Genomic DNA, 18169 nt, shown 5'->3' on the forward strand with positions numbered 1-18169 from the left:
GTCAGGCTTCCTCGGCGGCGTCCAGCATCCCGGACATCGCCACGTTGAACCCCGCCTGGAAGCGGCTGGTCGCCTCCAGCTCCTCGGTGATCTCCGAGATGTGGCGGCGGCAGGTGCGCACGGACATGCCCAGGCGGCGGGCGACCATCTCGTCCTTGTAGCCTTTGGCCATCAGCCGGATGATCGAGCGGCGGATGCCGTCGGCGGTGGCCGGGGCCTTGGCCGACTCGGGGACGAACGGCGTGGCGCCGTCCCAGAGATGGTCGAAGACGGCGCAGACGAAGGCGACGAGGGTGGGCTCGCGGACGATGGCGGCGCCGGGTATCTCGCCCGGCCCCTGGTGGGCGGGGAGGAAGACCGTCTCCCGGTCGTAGATCATCATGCGGTCGATGACCTGGTCGGCGGTGCGCACCTCGACGCCGGCCTCGGTGACGTCGCGGACGTAGGCGCGCGTGGCGAGGTCGCTGCGGGCGGTGTGCTGGTAGATGGTGCGGATGTCCACGCCGCGGCCGCGGATGCCCAGGGTGGCCTTGCGGGCCGCGTCCAGGATGTTGCCGGGCCGGGCGCCGCCCGGCTGCACGGTGTACATCGAGTGGCGACAGGTCCCGCCCAGGTGGTCGAGCATCGACTGGATGGTGTCGGGGTCGGTGATGACGTCGAAGGCCTCCAGCCGGTTGCGCAGCCGCCGTCCCTCGAAGTAGACGGGCGTCAGCGACATCAGCCGGCCGCGCACGTCCGTCACGGCCTGCTGGAGGTCGCGTATCTGGCGCTCGGCCGAGCCCACGAGATCGGCCGCCGCGACGTCCGGGCCCACCGGGACGAGCGCGGCCGGATTGCCCGGCATGGGTTGCAGCAGCCGCAGCATGGTGAGCACCTGGCGGATGCGGGTGACTTCCGGTGCGGAGAGCGAGAGTCGTTTGGCGACGTCCTCGTCATCGAACCGGCCGTACTCCACCGCATGTCCGTAGGCCGCCGCGCTGACATCGTCCAGCTCGGCGAATTCCGAATCGGAATTAAGACTTCCGGACATACGGTCTGCTCCTGCTTTCCGTGAAGAAGCTGCCATGCAGCTTTACGCCATCGAGATCCGCTTGGCCCGGGCAATTGCGGCCGGGCACTGTTGTCCTGTCGCCACCGGGGCACGGGGCCCACGCGGAGGCGGCGGCGGTGCCGGGGGATACGGCACGCCGGATCTGTAATGGGGGAAGCATGGGAAGCAACACGCGCATGATGCACATGATCGCCCGGAAAGCCCTGACTGGAAGCTTTCTTGGCCTGATGTTTACCGTTGCCATAATGTCCGGACCGAATCTACTGCCCGGTAACTCGGACGTCCACACCGGTGCCACGGCAAGCGTCGGCGCGACGGCTGAAGGGTCCGCTCTCGTGTCCCCCCGCGACGACCGCTGGAACTGAACCGGCCGCGGCGGCCCCCTCGGGCCGCCCGCCGCAGACAGCGATGACCGACCGTTCCTACCGGGCGCTCCCCACCAACTCGCGGTGGGGGGCGCCTGCTCGCGCCCATGCCGCGGCGGGTGCCGCCGGGACGAGCGCCGGGACCGCGATCGCGCTCAGCGCCACGCCGTTCACCGCCGACCAGCGGCCCTCGAAGCCCAGCGGGTCGCCGTCGCGCCGTTCGGCCGGGCCCAGCAGCAGCCGCGCCTGGAACGTGCCCTGCCGCGGATCCACCGTGATCAGCGCGTCCTCGAACTCCAGCGGACGCTTCCGCAGCGGGTACCAGGCCTTGTAGACGGACTCCTTCATGCTGAACAGCAGCCGGTCCCACGCCACCTGGGGGGTCGTGCGCTGCAGCTCGCGCACCCACGCCCGCTCGCGCGGCAGCCCGATCGACTCCAGGACGCCCTCCGGCAGCGGCTGGTTCGGCTCCGCGTCGATGCCGATCGCCGCCACGTCCGAGGTGCGGGCCAGCGCCGCCGCCCGGTAGCCCGCGCAGTGCGTGATGCTGCCCACGACCGACGGCTGCCAGCGCGGCGCGCCCCGGGTGCCCGGCAGCACCGGGACGGCCGGCAGGCCCAGCTGCCCCATCGCCCGGCGCGCGCACCAGCGGGCCGTGGTGAACTCCCGGCGCCGCTTGTCCACCGCGCCCGCGATCTGCGCCTCCTCCTCCGGGAACAGCACCACGTCCATGCGGTCGCAGGTGGCCTCCACGGCGGCGACCTGCGGCGGCAGCAGATTCTCGATCATGGGATCCCCGTTTCCGAAGGCCGCTTCCGGCGGAGGCGGCTGGCACACCCCACACTCCGCCGACCGCCCCCGCCGGACAACGCACCAAGCCCTCCACGGCCCGCACTGCTGCCCCGAGGGCCCCGAAAACCCCTGACCACTGCCATGCGCCGGCCCCTGCACCGGGCGGCTGCCCCCACCCGGCCGCCCGCCCGGCCGCACCTTGTCATCTCCTTGCCATGGCCCCTGCCGTCTTAGGGGTCGAACGGGGTGCCGCAGCCGCCCGGCACCGCCCTAACCTCGACGGATGCCGCAAGGAAAGCTGATGGCCATCAGCGATCTGCACGTCGCGTTCCCCGAGAACCGGCGCCTGCTGGAGGAGCTGCACCCCGACGACCCCGCCGACTGGCTCATCGTCGCCGGAGACGTCGCCGAGCTCTTCCGCGACGTCGAGTGGGCGCTCGGCCTGCTCGCGCGGCGCTACGCCCGGGTGGTGTGGACACCGGGCAACCACGAACTGTGGACACCGCCCGGCGACCCCGTCCAACTGCGCGGCGAAGCCCGCTACCACCAGCTGGTCCGGCTCTGCCGGGACCTGGGCGTCCACACCCCCGAGGACCCCTACCCCGTCTGGTCCGGCCCCGGCGGCCCCGTGGTCGTCGCCCCCCTCTTCCTCCTCTACGACTACAGCTTCCGCACCCCCGGCACCACCAGGGAGCAGGCGCTGGCCGCCGCCCACGACACCGGGATCGTCTGCTGCGACGAATTCCTGCTCCACCCCGACCCCTACCCGAGCCGCGAAGCCTGGTGCCGGGCCCGCACCGCCGCCACCGAACGCCGCCTGACCGCCTGTGACCTGGGTCTTCCCACCGTCCTCGTCAACCACTTCCCCCTCCTGCGCGCCCCCGTCGACGCCCTGCGGCACCCCGAGTTCGCCCAGTGGTGCGGCACTACCCTGACCGCCGACTGGCACACCCGCTTCCGGGCCGCCGCCGTCGTCTCCGGCCACCTGCATATCCCCGGCACCACCCGGCACGACGGCGTGCGCTTCGAAGAGGTCTCCGTCGGCTACCCCCGGGAGCGCCGCGCCGCCGGCCGCCCGCCCGCCCGGCCCCGGCAGATCCTGCCCGCGCCCGCCTGACCACCAACCGGCCCGCCGCCCGCCGTTCACACAGGGGAATTGCTGCCGTGCAACTTGCGGACACCGTGGTATGTCACTTTGCCCCGTAGACTGGCCACCTCAAACGACGGAACCCGTCCGCACCGCATAGCGGTGCGGGGTATTCCGTGTTTCTTTTCGCCAGGCTGGATTTACGGGGGCAGTGAGGCGTTGATGGTGTTTACCGACCGCGAAAACGAATTCGCGATGCTGGAATCCGCGCTCGCCGACTTCCGGGCCGGCAACGCACGCGTCGTACTCGTCGAGGGGGCCGTCGGCTGCGGCAAGAGCGAACTGGCCGACACCGTCGCGGAGCGCGCAGCCGGCTCGGGGGCGCTGGTCCTGCGCGCCATCGGCACCGAAGCGGAACGCGAACTCCCGCTCGGCGTCCTGGGCCAGCTGGCCGCCGCCGCACCGCCCGGCACCCTGCCGCCCGTCACACCCGAAACGGGCGACGGCGCCGCCGCCCGCATCGAGGCCATGCAGGCCTTCTGCGCCGCCGTCCACCGGCTCGGCACCACCACGCCCGTGGTGATCTGCGTCGACGACCTCCACCTCGTCGACGACCTCTCCAGCCGCTACCTGCTGCACCTCGCCCGCCGCACCCGCCGGGCACGCGTGCTCCTCCTCCTCACCGAGACCGTGCACGAGCGCAGCGACGACCCCGTCCTGGGCACCGAACTCCTGCGCAACCCGCACTTCACCCGGCTGCGCCTGGAACCGCTCGGACCGGCCGCCGTCGCCGCCGTCCTCGCCCGCGGCGGCGCCGCGGCCGACGACGAAGAGCTCGTCGCACAGCTCCACCACGCGAGCGGCGGCAACCCGCTGCTGCTGCGCGCCCTCGTCGACGACCGGCGCGGCCCCGGCCTCGCCTTCCCGCAGGCCGTCCTCGCCTGTCTCTACCGGTGCGGGCAGACCACCACCGAACTGGCCGGGGCGCTGGCCGTCCTGGACGGGCACGCCACCGCCGAGCGCGCCGCCGAACTCACCGGCATCCCCACCGCCACCGCGGCCCGCACCATCGCCGCCCTCAACTCCGCCGGCCTGCTGGACGGCACCGCCTTCCGGCACCCCGCCGCACGCCTGGCCGTCCTCGACCGCATCCCGGACGAGGAGGCGGCCGCGCTCCACCGGCGCGCCGCCGCCCTCGCCCACCGGGCGGGCGCCCCGGCCACCGAGGTCGCGGACCACCTCCTCGCCGCCCACCACGTGGCCGAGGACTGGGCGGTCGCCACCCTGCGGGCCGCCGCCGACCGGCTGCTCGCCGACGGAGCCGCCGAACGGGCCACCGCCTGCCTGCAGTTGGCGCACGCGGGCAGCGCCGACGACACCGAGAAGACCATCCTGCGCACCGCCCTGGCCGCGGCCGCCTGGCGCGACGACCCGGCCGCCGCCGAACGTCACCTCGACGCCCCCCTGGCCACCCTGCGCACCCGCCGCCTCCCGGCCGCCGCCACCGCGCCGCTGGCCCGCCTCCTGGTCGCTCAGGGCCGCATCGACGAAGCGACGGAAGTCCTGGAACACCACGCCGCAAGCGGCGAGGCGCCGCAGCCCACCGGCTGGGACACCCTGCGCGACGCTCCCCTGGACGGGCTCTCCGCCTTCCCCCAGTGGTCGGGGCGGGCCGCGGTGCCCGACGAGCCGGCAGCCAAGCAGCACGCCGGCCGCCGCCCGGCCACCCGGCCCGGCGCAGCGGCGGCGGGCACCGCGCCCGCCGAAGCCCTCCGGGGCCGCGCCTTCAACGCCCAGCACCGCACGCCCTCCTGGCCCGGCGAGGCGGCCCGCAGGACCGAGCGGCCCGCGCCCTCGCCCGCCGTGTTCTGGGCCGTGCCCGAATACGAGCGCGACGGCTCCGCCGGAGAGGCCGCCGAGCTGTTCCTGCGGGGGACCACCCTCGCCGATGCCACCCTCGCCCCCATCGTGCAGGCGCTGCGCACCTTGCTGCACACCGACGGGCCGCTGCGGGCCGTCTCCTGGTGCCAGGCGTTCATGGACGAGGCCGCCCGCCGCGGCGCCCCCGGCTGGCGGGCCGTCTTCGGCGCGCTGCGCGCCGAAGCACTGCTGCGACAGGGCGACTTGACCGGCGCCGAGGCGCAGGCCGCGGCCGTACTGGAGGAGGTGCCCCAGCGCGGCGGCAGCCTCTTCCTGACCGGCGTGTCCGCCACGCTCATCCGGGCCCGCACGGCCATGGGCCGCCACGACGAGGCCGCGCGCGAGCTCAGCAAGCCGGTGCCCGAAGGGCTCTCCGGCAGCTACCACGGCCTGAACTTCCTGCGCGCACGCGGCCAGTACCACCTGGCCACCCACCGCTTCCACGCCGCGCTCGGCGACTTCCTCGACATCGGCCGCACCATGCGCCGCTGGAACCTGGACCGGCCCCTGCTGCTGCCGTGGCGGGCGGGCGCCGCGGAGGCGCTGCTGCACCTGGGCGAGGCGCACCAGGCCTCCCGGTTCGTCGCCGACCAGCTCGCCACCCGCGACGCCGGGCACCCCTGGGTGTCGGGCATCTCGCTGCGGCTGCGGGCCGCGACCAGCGAGCCCAAGGAGCGGCAGGTGCTGCTGGCCCGCGCCGTGGACGACCTGCGCCGCTCCGGCGACCGCTGCGAACTGGCCCGGACCATGGCCGACCTGGGCCAGGCATTCAAGGAGCTGGGCGAGCCGGGCCGGGCCAACATGGTCAACCGGCGCGCCTGGCACCTGGCCAAGGAGTGCGGGGCCGACGCGCTGCGCGAGCGCATCCTGCCCGGCCACGCGGGCGCGGCGGCGGGCGCACCGGACGAGGCCGCCCCGGAGGCGGCCGACCGGCTGGACCCGGACGCCAGGCTGAGCGAGTCGGAGAAGCGCGTCGCGATGCTGGCCGTGCACGGCCACACCAACCGCGAGATCGCCTCGAAGCTGTACATCACCGTGAGCACGGTGGAGCAGCACCTCACCCGCGTCTACCGCAAGTTGAAGATCACCCGCCGCCAGGAGCTGCCGGTCGACCTGCAGCTCATCGGCTCCCAAGAGATCGCCTGGACGTAAGGGAAAGAGGAAACCATGCCCGAGCCGACGTTCGAGAACGCCGACGCGCTCTACCTGGCGCTGGTCAACGACGAGGGCCAGTACTCGGTGTGGCCCGCCACCGCGGCCGTGCCCGAGGGCTGGCGCACCGAACTGGCGGCGAGCCCGCGCCAGACGGTGCTCGACCACATCGACCGCCACTGGGACGACATGCGTCCGGCGGCCCTACGGCAGGCCGACCGGTAGCGGCAGCGTCTCGGGGCGAGGGGCGGGGCGGGGGTTGCCCCGCCCCGCTCGTGTCATTTGGGGGCATTGTCGCCCGAACACGGGCCGGTTGACGGGCAGGTTGCGTCAGGGGCTGCCGGACATGACAAACCCATGGCAGGGTGGCGCGAAGGCACCTGGCGAGATGGCAGGAAACCGGCGCTTCCACGGCGCCGGGGTGGGCAGTCTTCTGGCCGGTCCCCTTCCCCCGTTGCGGGCGGAGCCGACGGCGGCGAGGGTCGGTCTGAGGCCGCAGCCGATCCAGGGAGGCACACCATGACGACGCAACCACAGCTGCCGCGCTCGGTGGCGCCGCCCCGGCTCCAGCGGGCCGCGATGCTCGACCGGGTCGAGGAGCGACTGCGCGGCTTCCTCGACGAGGAGCACCGGCTGCGCCGCACCTCCGACGCGCGGGGCGCGGGCCTGATCGAGTCCCTCGCCGAGCTGGTGGCCGCCGGCGGCGACCGGGCGCGCCCCCTCATCTTCCTCACCGGATACCTCGCGGCGGGCGGCGACCCGGACCGGGGCGAGGCCGTCGACGCGGCCGCCGCCCTCGAGCTCCTCGACACCTGCACCCTGATCCGCACCGACGTCCGCGACAACGCCGCCCTGCGCAGGGGCATCCCCACCCTGCACGTCAGCCGCGCCGCCGAGCACGAACGCAGCGGCTGGGCAGGGGAGTCCCGGCGCTTCGGCGAGTCCACCGCCACCCTCGCCGGCGACCTGGCCCTCGCCTACGCCGAGCGGCTCGCGGCCCGGCTGCCCGCCGAGGCGTGGCGCATCTGGGACGAGCTGCGCACCGAGCGCGCCATCGGCTCGTACGCGCACGAGGCCATGGCCGCCGAATATCTTGAAGATCCCTGGCCCGGCCGCTGCATATCCGGCTGCGACCGGGGCTGTACGGCGGGCTGGTACGCGCTGCGCCACCCGCTGCGCCTGGGCGCCGCGCTGGCCGGGCGCGCCGATCTGGACGCCTCCTACGACGCCTACGCCCGTCCCCTGCACGCCGCTTGGCGGCTGCGCGGCTTCCTCGACGGGGGCCCCGAGTACGCCTGGGACGCGCAGCTGCTGCGCGAGATCCTGCTGGAGCCCGAGGAGCGCGACATCGCGGAGCGCATGATCCACGAGCTGGTCGAACGCTCCTGCCGCACCGCCACGAACTCGGCCCTGGCGGCCGGCTGGCATGAGGAACTGGCCACCTTCGCGGCCCGCGTCGCCTCTCATGACGGCTAAAAGGCGACTGCACATCCCATAAAGGGCGACCTCACATCCCTACGCGCGGTGTTCCCGGCCGCAGCCGGGCCAGCCAGGCGCGCAGCGCCTCCCTGCGCAGCTCGCCGCTCCCGTCGCGGGGGAGCGAGCCGACCAGCTCCAATCGTGTGGGCAGGAACGCCTCGGCGATGCCCCGCCCCGCCAAGTACTCGCGCAGCGCCACCAGTCCGGGCGGTTCCGCCGCCGTGGCCGGGACGACGACCGCGCACGGCATCTCCCCGTACTCGGCGTCCGTATAGGCCACGACGGCCGCCTCCGCCACGCCGGGGTGGGCCGGCAGCTCCCGCTCCAGCTCGGCGACCGGCACCAGGAAGATCCCGCCGGTGCGCTCCTCGGCTCGGCGCGTCACGCGCACCCCGCCGAGCCCGTCCGCACGGCCCAGGTCGCCGGTGTCCAGCCACCCCTCGTCGTGCTCCCACGGGCCGGTCACGGTCTCGGCGCCGTGCGGCCAGGTGGCCAGCGCCACCGACGGGCCGCGCACCCGCAGCCGGTCGACGGCCCGCTCCCCGACGCCGCCTGGCCCCTCGCCGACGACCGACACCTCCAGCCCCGGCAGCGGCCGTCCGTCGCTCTCCCCCCGCCGCTCGGCTGGGGTCTCGCCGCGGGCCACCGTGGCCATCCCGGCCTCCGGCGTGCCCCACACCGTGCGCACCTCGGCGCCCAGCACGCCCGGCAGTTCGGCCAGCAGCTCGGCCGGTGTGCCGGTGCGGCCCCCGGACAGCGCCAGGCGCAGGGCGCCCAGGTCCCGCGGCGCATCGCGCTGCGCGGCCAGGAGCTCCGTCCAGTACACCGGCGGGGCGAACACCTGGTTCACCCCCGCCTCGGCCATCAGGTCCAGGCAGCCGCCCGGATCCCACACGTCCCGGTAGACGCCGGTGCCGCCGACGGCCAGCGGCCGGCACACGGTGAACAGGAGGGAGGCGAGGGAGGTGAACGGCATGGGGCAGTGGAAGACCTCGCCTTCCCTCCGCTCGGCGATGTTGGCGTAGAGGGTGTCGGGGGTGTGCAGCACGGCCGTGTAGCGGTCGCCGAGGCCCATCACCGTGATCAGCAGCCCGCCGTCGGCCGGCAGCGGCCGCTCCCGCCCGTACGGTCCGCGCTCGTGCGCGGTGCGCACGAAGTACGCGCCGAAGTCGACCGCGCCCGTCAGCGCCGCGTCCCCCACCACGACCCGGCGGCGCAGCCACGGCAGCCGGGGCGCCAGCTCGGCCAGCACCTCGGCGTGCGCGAACCCCTCCCACTCGTCCGGCACCACGCACACCCGGGCCTGGGTGCCGCGCAGGATCCGCTCCAGGCCGTGCGCCCGCACGGCGGGCAGCACCGGCACGGCGAGCGCGCCGACCCGCCAGCAGGCCAGGGTGAGCGCGGCCGTCTCCCACCAGCCGGGCAGCTGGTAGGCCACCGGGTCGCCCGCACCGACCCCCAGCGACCGCAGGGCCGCCGCGAACCGGTCGACGTAGAGGGCGAGTTGTGCGTATGTGACGGTCACGGTGCGCCGCGCCGCGGGCCGGTGGGCGCGGTGCGAGACGATCGCCGGCCGGGTGGGGGCCGTGGCGGCCGTGCGGTAGAGGTCGTGCAGGAAGGTCTCGGCGCGCCACCAGCCGTGGGCGCGGTAGCGGGCCGCGACGGCCGGGGGCGGCGCCACGGCGTCGAGCAGGGCGGCCAGCTGCGGCCGGTCGGCCGTCCCGGTCACTGCCACCGTCCCACCACCCACGCCACCTGCACCCGCGAGGAGCAGCCGAGCCTGCGCATCACCTGCCGCACGTGGTTGACCACCGTCCACTCCGAGATGTCCAGCCGCCCGGCGATCTGCTTGTTGGTGAGCCCCTCCGCCACCAGCATCGCCACCTGCACCTGACGTGGCGTCAGGCGCTGGGTGCCCGGCGGCTCCGCCTCCGTCTCCGGGGCGGCCACCGGGACGGCCAGCGCCTCCGCCACCGCGCCCTCCGGCGACAGCCGCAGACCCTCCGCCCACGCGGCGGCGAAGCCCGTCCAGTGCATCCGCGCCCGCAGGCTCTCCAGCACCTCCGTCTGCTGCGGCGCGGCGATTGCCAGGCGCCCGCGCAGCGCCTCGCACGCGGCCAGCAGCCGCACGACGCGCGGCGCCTGCGCGGGGGCCGTGCGCAGCAGGAGCAGCGCGAACGATTCGAGTGCCGCCGGGAGTCCGCTGCGCTCGCCCACCGACTCCAGCAGCCGCAGCGCCTCGCGCAGCGACCGCAGGGCGGCGTCCGGGTCGCCGTCGTCCTCGGCGGCCGCCGCCACCTCGCACAGGGCCCCGGCCAGGCCGCGGGCGTCCCGCAGCCGCCGGAACGCCTCCACCCCGCGCTCGCGCAGCTCCCGCGCCGTGCGGCCGTCGCCCTGCCCGCGCAGGGCACCCGCCAGCGCCACGGCCGCTTCCGCCTCCGGGCCCGAGGCGCCCAGCGACTCCAGGGCCGTCAGCGAGGGGCCGAGCGCCGCCTGGGCGCCCTGGTGGTCGCCGAGCCGCAGCAGGGCCGCGCCCATCCGGGCGGACACCAGGGCCGTCTGCCGGCGGTCGCCCAGCCGTTTGCACAGCGCCAGGGCCCGCCGGTGGCGGCGTACGGCCAGGTCGGCGTCGCCGAGCGCGGCCGCGAACGTCCCCGACATGTCGACGAGCCGCGCCCGCAGCGGCTCCGACAGCGCTCCCGGTTCGTCCTCGGCCGTCCGGTCGCACCAGTCGAGGCCCTCGGTGAGCCGCCCCTGCGCCAGCCAGGGCACCCGGCAGGCCAGGACGAACGAGGCGACGGCTTCCCGCTCGCCGCGCTCGCGCAGTCTGTGCAAGGCGGCCATGACGTTGGGGTGCTCGGCGGCCAGCAGCCGCAGCCACGTCGCCTGGTCCGTGCCCGCCAGGCGGAGCTCGGCGGCCGTGACCAGCCGCCGGTACTCCTCGGCGTGCCGGTCCAGGGCGGCATCCGCGCGGCCCGTGTCGTGCAGCGTCTCGCGGACGAGGGAGCGCACGGGCTCGGGGACGGTGAAGCGGGGCTCGCCACTCTCCTGGGTGGTGACGGTCAGCAGGTGCCGGTCGAGCAGCGTCTCCAGGGCGCTGTCGGTGGCCGCCCGGGGGAGCGGGGACGTCCGCTCCGCCACGGGCAGGCCGAAGCCCGGCTCGAAGACGGCCAGTTGGTCCAGGAGCTCCCGCTCGGGTCCGGTGACGCCCTCCAGGGCCGCGGCCGCGAGGGCGCCGAGCGAACGGTGCCGCTCCGGGGCGTCGGCCGGGCCGCCGGACAGGGCGGTCAGCGCGCCCGCGCTCTGCCGCAGCCGGGCGGCGAGCGCCTGCGGGGAGAACAGGCGCAGCCGGCCCGCCGCCAGCTCCAGGGCGAGGGGGTGGCCTTCCAGACGGATGCAGAGGCCGGCGACCGCGGGGGCGTTCTCCTCGGTGAGGGCGAAGGCGGGCGTGACGTTCCGCGCCTGCTGCACGAAGAGGGCGACGGCCGGGACCTCGCCGAGCTCTTGCAGGTCGTGGCCGTCCCCGGGGAGCGGTACGGGCAGCGGGGCGAGCGGCAGCTGCCGTTCCCCGGCGATGCGCAGCGGGGCGGGGCCGGTGGCGAGGACGACCAGGCCCGGATCGCGGGCCAGGGAAGCGGCGAGGGCGCGGACCGCCTCGGGGGCGGCGGGGCGCGGGCCGCCGTCGACCAGGAGCAGACGGCGCTCCCCGGCCTCGTATACGGCGTCCGGCGCGGTGAACTCCTCCGCGCCCACCGCCCGTACCGCCGCGAACTCCCCCCGCAGCTCCTCCGCGACCGCACGCGCCAGATGCGTCTTGCCCACGCCGAGCGGCCCCGTCACCGTGACCAGGCGGGCGGCCGGGTCGCGCAGGAGGCCGACGAGGGTCAGCCACTCGCGGGTGCGGTACGGGGTGGTGACGGGCGGCAGGGCGGCGAGCGCCTCCCATGCCGACCGCTCTTGCTGCTGTGGTGTGGACATCGTCCCCCCTAAGGCTGGTTCAGACCGGCAGCGCCAGCGGCTCCGGTGTGCGCAGGCGCCAGATGCCCGGCCGCACCTCCAAGTGGTGCGGGGGCTCCGGGCGGGAGCTCGCGCGCAGGGAGTCGGTCATGCGCAGCGACCGGCGGGCGTAGCCCTCCAGACGGCGGTCCTCCAGCTCCACCGCCACCTCCAGGCACTGCCCGAAGTGCCGCCCGGCCTCGGCCGGACCCGCGGACTCCAGCGCCAGCAGGCCCAGTGCGCGCAGCACGTCGAAGCGGGCCCGCGCATGGGCGGGGGCCGCGACCGCGGCGAGCGCGGGCTCCAGGAGGGCGGCGGCCGACGACAGCTCGCCACGGTCGACGTCGAGTTCGGCCAGGCCGACGAGCGCACGGGCGTACTCCTGGCGGTCGCCCGCCGCCTCGGCGGCCTCCCGGGCCCGGCTGTAGAAGTCCCGGGCCACCGGCAGCCGCCGGTGCTGCCATGCCAGATCGCCGAGCGAGCGCGCCATCCGGGCCTGCCCGGCACGGTCCCCGGCCTGCCGCGCGGCATCCAGGGCGAGGGTGTGCGTGGTCTCCCACTCCGCCCAGGCGGCGTGGCTCTCCAGATACCCGGACACGGCACCGGCCAGCCGCGTCGTCTGCGCCCACAGCCCGGCGTCGTACGCCGTGCGCACCGCCTTGACCAGCGCGGGCAGCTCCCGTGCGAACCAGGCGCGCGGGTCCTCGCCCGCGCCCGGTCCGCGCGTCAGCCGGGCGTCGGCCGACTCCGCGGCCGCCGCGTACGCCTCGCACATCCGCAGCGTCGCCGCCCGGACGTCCGCGGCCTGCTCCTCGGCGGCGAGCCGCTCCAGGGCCAGCATGCGCAGCAGCTCGTGGAAGGCGTACCGGCCCTCGCCCGCGGCCTCCAGCAGCCGCCCGTCGACCAGGCCCTCCACCAGATGCCCCGTCTGCCCCTCGGACCGCCCGAGCAGCGCGGCCGCCGTCGGCAGCCCGAACGGCCCCGTGGGCGTGAGCGCCAGCAGCCGGAACGCCCGCTGCTCGTCGGCCGTGGCATCGGCGTAGGCGGCCAGCAGCGCGGCCCGTACGTCCAGGTCGCCGACGCGCAGCTCGCCCAGGCGCGCCCCCTCGTCCCGCAGACGCGCGGCGAGCGAGGCCGCGCTCCAGTGCGGACGGGCGCCCAGCCGGCCCGCCGCCACGCGCACGGCCAGCGGCAGATGCCCGCACAGCTCCGCGATCTCCGCGACGGCGCCCGCGTCCGCGGCCTGCCCGGCCCCGGCCGTGGCCTCGAACAGCCGCCTCGACTCCTCCGGTTCGAGCGCGTCCAGCACCACGGCACGCACGCCGCCCAGGCCCGCGGGCAGCCGCCGCCCGGTGACCAGGGCGGTGCTGCCGTCGGTGGCGGGCAGCAGCGGGCGCAGCTGCGCCTCGGAGGTGGCGTTGTCCAGGACGAGCAGCATCCGGCGGCCCGCCAGCAGCCGCCCGAAGGCGTCCTGCAGCTCCTCCGGGCCGTCGTCCTCCGCGACCCGCACACCCGCCCGGCGCAGCAGCCGGGCCAGGGCCTCGGGCGCGGAGAGCGGCCGGCCGGCCAGCGGTTCGAGGTCGAGGAAGAGGCTGCCGTCGGGGAAGGCGTCGGCCACCCGGTGCGCGGCCTCCACGGCAAGGGCCGTCTTGCCGACGCCGGGCTTCCCGGCCAGTGCCACGCACGTACCGGCGGGCGCCTCGCGCAACAGGCCCTCGACGTGGGCGAGCTGGGCGATGCGCCCGGTGAAGTCGGGCAGAGCCGCGGGCAGCGCGGTCACGGGGCGGGGCGCGGCCGCCCGCACGGGCGCGGGGGAGGCGGCGAACAGCTCCCTGTCCCCGGCCAGGATGCGCTGGTGCAGCCGCTGCAGCGGTGGGCCCGGCTCGATGGCCAGCTCGTCCACCAGGGTGCGGCGCAGCCGGGCGAACGCCTGGAGCGCCTCGGCCTGCCGCCCCGCACGGAAGAGCGCCAGCATCAGGTGCCCGTGGAACTCCTCGCGCAGCGGGTGCTCGGCGGCCACCGACTGCAGCTCGGCGATGAGTTCGCGGTGCCGGCCCAGGTGCAGGTCGGCGCGGATGCGCTGTTCGAGGGCGGCGACGCTCGCCTCGCCCAGGCGCACGGCCGCGGCCTCCAGCAGCGGCCCGTGCGGGGTGTCGGAGAGCAGCGGCCCGCGCCACAGCGCGACGGCCCGGCGCTGGAGGTCGGCGGCGGCCGCGAAGTCGCCCTGCTCCAGGGCCTGGCGGCCGCGCTCGTGCAGCTCCTCGAAGGCGGTCAGGTCCAGCCGCCCGGGGGCCAGGCGCAGCAGGTACCCCGGCTGCCGGGTGAGCAGCGCCTCGCGCCCGTGCGAGGGCGCGGCGGAGTGCAGCAGCTTGCGCAGCTGGGAGATGTAGACCTGCAGGGTGGTGGTGGCGGTGCGGGGCGGGTCGTCGCGCCACAGCTCGTCGATGAGGCTCTCCACGGAGACCACTTCGTTGGCCCGTACGAGCAGTGCGGCGAGCACGACGCGCAGCTTGGCGGCGCGCGGGGTGTACGACTCCCGGTCCCCGTCCTCCCCGCGGACCTCCATGGGACCCAGGATTCCGAACGTCAGTGAGTGCGCGGGCACTTCGGCGGCCGGCCTGTCAGCTGTCGCCATGTCAGAAGTCCTGTACGACGAGGGTCCGGGCCTCGGCGACGGCGCGCCGGTGCTGGGTGACGGTGAGCGTCACCGGCACCGCGGGCCGTCCGTCCGCGTCCCGCCCCAGCGGGCCCGGCACGGCCGCCCAGCGCAGCGGGTGATCGGCCTCCGCGTAGCCGCGGAAGTGCACCTCGCAGGCGGCGAGCGTGGAGCGGGCCGGGGCGAGCCCGTAGGTGCGTCCGGCGGTCAGCAGCGACGTCTGGCGCAGCGACTCCAGCAGCAGCGTGCCCGGGACCTGGCCGCCGGGCATGGTCCGGAAGACGCTGTGGCCGATGCGCGGCAGCACCCAGGTGGTCAGCCGGCCGTGCGAGGACTCCGACGGCTCGCAGACGACGACGTTCTCCGGCGCACAGCGGCCCACTTCGGCCGGGTCCACCGGCCACGTCGGCCCGTCCGGCACGTCGTCGAGCTCGGGCGCCGCGCGCAGGGCGCGGCGGCTGTGCGCCACGTGGCTGCGGTGCAGCACCGGCATCAGGAACACCAGGCTCGCCGAACCGGTGCAGCACAGCACGTCGTCGATGCGCACCTCGATCCGGAACTCCAGCCCGCGCGGCACTCCGGCCACCACATGGGCGGGCCGGGCCCGTACGCCCGTGGTCATCCGCGCCCGGTGCGCGCCCGGCCCGGTGCGCCAGGCGCCCAGCTCGCACAGGTCGAGGTCGAAGCGGTAGAAGAGGCCCGGCCGGTCCTGGGGCACGCCGAAGTACTGGTGGCCCACGAATTCGCCGATCTCGCGGATCGTCTCCGTGGTGATCTGGAGGTCGTGGAAGCGCCCCGGCCCGTCATCGAACAGCGGATGCCCGGCAGGCACCTCGCCCGTCAGCACGAAGTGCTCCTCGCCGCTGCTCGGGGCGTCCAGCAGATAGTGGTCCCAGGACGGCGGGCAGTGGATCAGATGGCGGGTGTCGTTGCCGAGACCCAGTTCAGCGGTGGCAGTGCTCTCGACTGTCATGGTGTCTCCTCAGACCGGCCGCGACCTGGGCAGCCGTCACAACAGGGTGCGGCGCGGCGCGGCGTGCCTTCCACTCGGGGACGGTGACAGCAAGCTGCACGTCACCAAGTGCGGGGGTGGGGACCGATCGGTTTTAGCCGGACCCATGGGAGAGGGGGCACGGTGGTGCCCAAGGCCACCGCCCCGCACCCGGTTACCCCCGTCCGGGGCGGGGCACGGTGGTTCTTCCATGGTTTTTCGTGAGGCGGCCCCTCACCGTCGTGCCGCCGCCTCCAGCCCCACCAGGTGCGCCACCTGCGCCCGCGAGACGATGCCGAACTTCTTGAAGATGCGGCTGAGATACGTCTCCACCGTCTTCGGGCTCAGCAGCAGCCGCGCCGCGATCTGCGCGTTCGTGCAGCCCTCGCTCACCAGCGCCGCGACCTGCGCCTCGCGGCGGCTGAGCGTATCGAGACCCGCGCCCGGCTGCTCGCCCCCGGCCGCCGGGTCCTCGTGCCTCCGCACGACGCCGATGTCCTGCAGACGGCGGTCCGCGCGCTCCTGCCACATGCCGCCGAGCGGGGCGGCGAAGCGGGCCGCGCTCTGCGCCAGCCGGCCCGCCGCGACGCTCTCGCCCGCCGCCAGGTGAACGCGGGCCCGGCACAGCAGCGCATCCACCGCCAGGGGCCCGCCGCCGCAGCGCAGGGCGGTCTCCACCGCCACGTCCGCGTGGTCCGCGGCCGCCGTCGTGTCCTCCGCCAGCAGCCGCACCGTGGCCAGCCCCAGCGCCAGCCGGCCGGCCTGCGGCACCTGCCCGCGGTCGAAGGCGAGGGCGAAGCCCTCGGTCAGCCGACGTTCGGCCTCGCGCCGGCGCCCAACGTAGATTTGAGCATCCGTCAGCCAAGACAGTGCGTCCAGGCGTGCCTCCCAGGCGCCCGGCTCCAGGGCGTCCAGCGCGTGGGCCGCCACCGAGGCCGCCTCCGCGGCGCCCTCGAAGCGGCCGCCCGCCGCCTCCGCCGCGGCCGCCAGACCGAGTGCGTGCGCCCGGCCCGCGCCGTCGCCGAGCGCCGACGCCGTGCACGCGGCCTGCGCCGCCCACTCGGCGGCCGACTGCCGCCCTATGTTCTCGCCCGACTCCAACGCCAGCGCGGCGCATGCCAACTGGCGCGCGAGCGCCACCCGGGCGCCGCCCCCCGCGCCCAGCAGGACTTCCCGCGCGTCCTGCCACCGGCCCAGGAGCCGGAGGGCGAGCCCGTACGACTCCACGGCCTCCGCCCGTACGTCCTCGCCCGCCTCGTCGATCCTCGGCCAGGCGGCCGCGTAGCCGGTCACCGCCTGCTCCGGACGGCCGGACGCCACCAGCGCCCGCGCATGCAGCAGCAGGCCCTCGACGGACGCCGTGTGCCGGGCCAGCCGCCGCGCCGCCACGGCCGGCGCGCGGCCCAGCTCGGCGCGGGCGGCGTCCAGTTCGCGCCGCCGCGTCACCGGCTGCACCGCCGTACGGGCCTGGGCGCGGGTACGGGCGCCCACGCGCCAGCCGCCGTCGCTCGCGTTCAGCACGAGTGCGCGCACCGCCGGGTGGCGGAAGCGGAACCGGCTGTCGCGGACCGCCCGGACGATCCCCTCGCGCTGCAACTCGTCCAGACCGGACAGCGTTTCCCGCAGCGGCACATCCGCCACCCTCGCCACGTCCTGCGCCGTGAAGGCGCCACCCAGGACAGCCGCGGCGCACGCCGTCAGCCACGCCGCCGGGGACTGCGAGGCGCGCAGCTCCGCTCCCGAGGACCGGGCCAGCGCGGGCGGCGTGCCGCACTCGAGCTCCCACGTCCCGTAGACCTCGGTCGTACCGCTGTCATCGGGGAAGCGCAGCGCGCGCAGCAGCCCCGGCAGCCCCGCCGCATCGCGCAGCAGCATGCGCCGCTCCACGGCCGTGAGGGCGGGCGGCAGCAGGGCGGCCGCGTCGCGGTCCGCGAGCGGGGCGACGTCCAGGTGCAGTCCGGCGTGCGCGTCCCGGTCCCCGCGCGGCAGCGGCACGGAGGCCGTGTCGCGGTGGACGAGCACGGTCACCACGGGTGCCTGCGGCGGGTGTTCGGCGAGGTGCGCGAGGAGCTCGCGGGAGAGGGGGTCGGCGCGGTGGGCGTCGTCCAGGACCAGCAGCAGGCCCGCCGGCCGGGCCAGGTGCTCGATCACCGTGCGCAGGGCCCGGATCAGCCAGTAGGCCTGCGGGCTGTCGGGGCCGACGGGCTCGGCCGGCGCGTAGGCGGCCCCGAGCGCCGGGAAGACGGCCTCCAGCCGGGCCGCGCCGGGCACGTCGGCCGACACGTGGTCGTCCAGCGCGTCCACGACCACCGCGAACGGCAGCCCCGCCCCGCCCCGTACGGCCCGGCCCGCCGCGACCCTCCAGCCGCGCGCCCGCGCCCGGGAGGCGAGCTCCCCGGCCAGCCTGGACTTGCCCACCCACGGCTCGCCGCCGATCGACACCAGCCGGGCCCCATGCGTATGCGCCCGCTCCAGCTCCCCCTCCAGTCTCAGCAACTCCGTGCGTCGGCCCACCGGCGCCACCGCCGGACCGCCGCCGTCCTGCCCGTTCCCGTATCCCCCGTGACCACTCATGTCGGGCAGCCTGCCGCGCGGCCATGGACCGGACCAAGCGCTCGACCGTGTCCGGAAGCTGCACGACAGCAAGTCCCGCCCGCCCGTCATGCAGGGAGAATCCCGG

Annotated in this window: 11 protein-coding genes; 4 read left to right on the top strand and 7 right to left on the bottom strand. The window is 75.8% G+C overall.

The genetic code is table 11. The features are described from left to right. Position 1: 1 nt before the first annotated feature. Together FHS39_RS06560 and FHS39_RS06565 are read right to left on the bottom strand one after the other, a co-directional pair. Positions 2-1030 (bottom strand): LuxR C-terminal-related transcriptional regulator, encoded by a 1029-nt coding sequence (locus FHS39_RS06560; RefSeq protein WP_184347219.1) that lies wholly within the window; start codon positions 1028-1030, stop codon positions 2-4. Between the two features lie 443 nt (positions 1031-1473). Then, positions 1474-2205 (bottom strand): 4'-phosphopantetheinyl transferase family protein, encoded by a 732-nt coding sequence (locus FHS39_RS06565; RefSeq protein WP_184347221.1) that lies wholly within the window; start codon positions 2203-2205, stop codon positions 1474-1476. Positions 2206-2491: 286 nt separating this feature from the next. Between FHS39_RS06565 and FHS39_RS06570 the strand changes: the two genes are divergently transcribed. From FHS39_RS06570 to FHS39_RS06585, 4 genes are all read left to right on the top strand, one after another. Continuing rightward, positions 2492-3325 (top strand): metallophosphoesterase family protein, encoded by an 834-nt coding sequence (locus FHS39_RS06570; protein ID WP_184347223.1) that lies wholly within the window; start codon positions 2492-2494, stop codon positions 3323-3325. 192 nt (positions 3326-3517) lie between these two features. After that, positions 3518-6367 (top strand): helix-turn-helix transcriptional regulator, encoded by a 2850-nt coding sequence (locus tag FHS39_RS06575; RefSeq protein WP_184347225.1) that lies wholly within the window; start codon positions 3518-3520, stop codon positions 6365-6367. A gap of 15 nt (positions 6368-6382) precedes the next feature. Further along, a complete protein-coding gene (locus FHS39_RS06580; RefSeq protein ID WP_184347227.1) occupies positions 6383-6592 on the top strand; it encodes an MbtH family protein in 210 nt (69 codons plus the stop codon). Between the two features lie 294 nt (positions 6593-6886). Beyond that, positions 6887-7843 (top strand): polyprenyl synthetase family protein, encoded by a 957-nt coding sequence (locus FHS39_RS06585; protein ID WP_246469975.1) that lies wholly within the window; start codon positions 6887-6889, stop codon positions 7841-7843. Positions 7844-7874: 31 nt separating this feature from the next. On the opposite strand, the gene FHS39_RS06590 is transcribed toward FHS39_RS06585, so the two are convergent. The 5 genes from FHS39_RS06590 to FHS39_RS06610 all read right to left on the bottom strand — a co-directional run bounded on the left by FHS39_RS06590 (position 7875) and on the right by FHS39_RS06610 (position 18063). Beyond that, positions 7875-9581, bottom strand: a complete 1707-nt coding sequence (locus FHS39_RS06590; protein WP_184348701.1) for an AMP-binding protein — start codon at positions 9579-9581, stop codon at positions 7875-7877. Next, the gene (locus FHS39_RS25670; RefSeq protein WP_184347229.1) at positions 9572-11824 is read right to left on the bottom strand and encodes a helix-turn-helix transcriptional regulator; all 2253 of its coding nucleotides are present in this window, start codon (positions 11822-11824) and stop codon (positions 9572-9574) included. Before FHS39_RS25670 ends, FHS39_RS06590 begins: the two co-directional genes overlap by 10 nt. 19 nt (positions 11825-11843) lie before the next feature. Beyond that, the gene (locus tag FHS39_RS06600; protein ID WP_246469976.1) at positions 11844-14477 is read right to left on the bottom strand and encodes an AfsR/SARP family transcriptional regulator; all 2634 of its coding nucleotides are present in this window, start codon (positions 14475-14477) and stop codon (positions 11844-11846) included. A 1-nt stretch (position 14478) separates the two neighbouring features. Continuing rightward, positions 14479-15471 carry an AfsA-related hotdog domain-containing protein gene (locus tag FHS39_RS06605; RefSeq protein WP_184347231.1) on the bottom strand — a complete coding sequence of 331 codons (993 nt, stop codon included), beginning with the start codon at positions 15469-15471 and terminating at the stop codon, positions 14479-14481. Positions 15472-15723: 252 nt separating this feature from the next. Beyond that, positions 15724-18063, bottom strand: a complete 2340-nt coding sequence (locus tag FHS39_RS06610) for a helix-turn-helix transcriptional regulator (protein ID WP_184347233.1) — start codon at positions 18061-18063, stop codon at positions 15724-15726. Positions 18064-18169 lie beyond the last annotated feature (106 nt).

The organism is Streptomyces olivoverticillatus (genome assembly GCF_014203555.1).
GTDB classification, from domain to species: domain Bacteria; phylum Actinomycetota; class Actinomycetes; order Streptomycetales; family Streptomycetaceae; genus Streptomyces; species Streptomyces olivoverticillatus.